The 2,298-nt window shown below is 53.9% G+C and carries 2 protein-coding genes; both read right to left on the bottom strand.

The annotated features are described in order from the left end of the window. Positions 1-306: 306 nt before the first annotated feature. Positions 307-1,482, bottom strand: a complete 1,176-nt coding sequence (locus tag ACYVB2_RS15415; RefSeq protein WP_382434956.1) for an Arm DNA-binding domain-containing protein — start codon at positions 1,480-1,482, stop codon at positions 307-309. Next, positions 1,443-1,754: an excisionase gene (locus ACYVB2_RS15410; RefSeq protein WP_382434954.1), complete on the bottom strand. Its 312-nt coding sequence runs from the start codon at positions 1,752-1,754 to the stop codon at positions 1,443-1,445. The genes ACYVB2_RS15415 and ACYVB2_RS15410 overlap by 40 nt, the downstream gene beginning before the upstream one ends. Positions 1,755-2,298 lie beyond the last annotated feature (544 nt).

Below are 2,298 nucleotides of genomic sequence, written 5' to 3'. Positions count from 1 at the left end.
ACTTCGCGCCGATGATAGTGCGGGTTCCCGTGTGAAAGTAGGTCATCGTCAGGCTCATTATTCAAGCTACCCCCTCTGATCTCTACGGTCAGAGGGGGTTCGCTTTTTTACGATAGATATTCTGTAGGGGCGCTCCTTGGACTAGCTCCCTCTCTTGCGAATGCAATAAAAAATCCCGCTAACTTATTTTAGTTAGCGGGATTTTTTGTAAGCTGGTGGAGCTGGGGGGAATTGAACCCGCACCCAACCCAGCAGCCACGCCGGTTCACGGCCATTGGTGTGAATCCGGTGTGATTTGTCTCCATTCTAGTTCACCGCCCGCAGTGTGGCCTTGGGCTTTTGGAAGTCCTCGCGGATGAACTTGCCATAGGTTCTAAACACCATCTCCACATCCTCATGCCCCAGCTGCTGGGCCACGTACCAAGGGTTCGCCCCAGCGGTCAGTAGGGTAGAAGCGTAGGTATGCCTGATTTGGTAAGGGTTGCGATAGTCAATGCCAGCCCGCTTCATGATCGGCAGCCAAGCCGTTTTGCGGATTTGGGCATCGGTGGTCCAAGGCTCCAAGGTTCTGGGGTTCAACCAGACTCTCCCCCCAGACAGGGCACTGATGGATTTTTGGGCACGTAGGGCGTCCATTGCTTGGTTGCACAGATCCAGCGTGCGGATGCCTGCTGCCGTCTTGGGGGCCTTGAGTACTCCCTCCACCTGATTTTGCTCAATCCGTGCAGTGGCCTTGTCCCAGTCAATGTGCCGCCACTCCAGCGCTTGCAGCTCGCCCGGTCGCAGACCCGTATTGAACCAAAACTGGAACATTGGCCGCTCGTCCAATCGGCAGGCGTGCAGGATGATTTCACGTTCGGCTTGGGTGAAGGGTGAAATCACGTAGTCACTGGCCCGGCTGGTTTGGCGAATCAGCTTGGCCAGCGCGATACGGTCAAATGGGTTGACATCGATGAGACCGTCATTGAGCGCATCCTCAAACACCGAACGCAATGGAATCAGCATGTTCCGAATGGCTTTGCTGGTGCAATCCATGTCGCTGATCCATTCGCGAAGGGCAGATGGGGTGACTTCATGGAGCTTGCGGCCATGCCACTGGCGCATACGTTCACCATTGATGCTTTTGCTATAGCCCCGAAAAGTGGCCGGACTCATTTTTCCGTTCTCCACCTGCTTAGCGTAAAGCTCCAGCTGCTTGGTCAGCAGCTCCTGCATCAGGTTGGAGTTTGGGTCTGGTTTCTTGGCCTTGGGGCTCTCAGGGAAGTAGTCACCATAGACGAAAGTGCCCGCCGCAATTTTTCGCTTGATCTCTGCGCGCAGATTGCTGGCGTACTGGAGACTGGCTTTATTGACCGCACAATGGGGCAGCAGTTCACGGCACTGCATCCCATTCCAAGTGAAGGCGATTTGTATGCGCGTGACGGTCGCCTTTTCTCGAATGGTTACGCCCGGCGGGGTTGGGGGAGTTGGTTTTTTATCCATTGGTCGGCTTCTTTGATGTTGACGTACAGGCGGCGGGCAATCACTGCGCAATGTTGGCCATCCAACCAGATCCCGGCTCGGCGTCGGTTGTGGACTGCCATGGGGGTCACGCCAGTCAGCTCTTCGAATTTCTCTGCCAACACCCACTCTGGTGTCTGAGTAGCCACGGTAGTAGCGGTGGCTGTTGGTTCTGTAACTTTTTGTTGCATAAATTTCTGAGAGGAAAAGTCGGCAGGGGCGGGCTGGGTGGGGGTGGCTTGGGATGGGTTCATCGTCCGGCTCCTAGCTCTTGTGTAGCTCTTTGATTCCAGCGCTCAATGTCTCGCGGTGCATCAAGGCACAGCACGGGCATCCTTCCGCCTTGGCAGTCTTCAGTTGTGCACTTGGCTTTCGGGTTTGGACACTGCCATTGCGAATCAAGTTGACCACCACAGAATGGACATGGTTTGAGGTATGGAGCTTTATCAAGTGCTGGCATTGCGTGTTTCCTTGGTGGGCATGGTGGTGAGGGTGGGACGTAAAAAAGCCCGCTGGAGGCGGGCTGTGGTAGAAGTCGAAGTGAACAGATGCTGAATCCACAAATTTTTAGGTTTGCCTAACCGATGGATGTTGCACTCATCCCTATGGTACTGTTAGGCCCTGTAGGTTTACCCGACAAGTAGGCGATGCAGATCTGTCGTCTAATCACAGTTAGGAATATCTATGAATTCAGATGAAAATCATCAATTAAAACATGAACTGAAAGAAGCCTTGCAACTAATCGAAAATCTCGGCACTAGACTGACGGGCCTCACTAGCGTTGTGCGCGTAATTGCG

Source organism: Giesbergeria giesbergeri (assembly GCF_054779375.1).
Note: the sequence above shows the minus strand (reverse complement) of the source record. Positions and strands in the feature narration are given on the sequence as shown.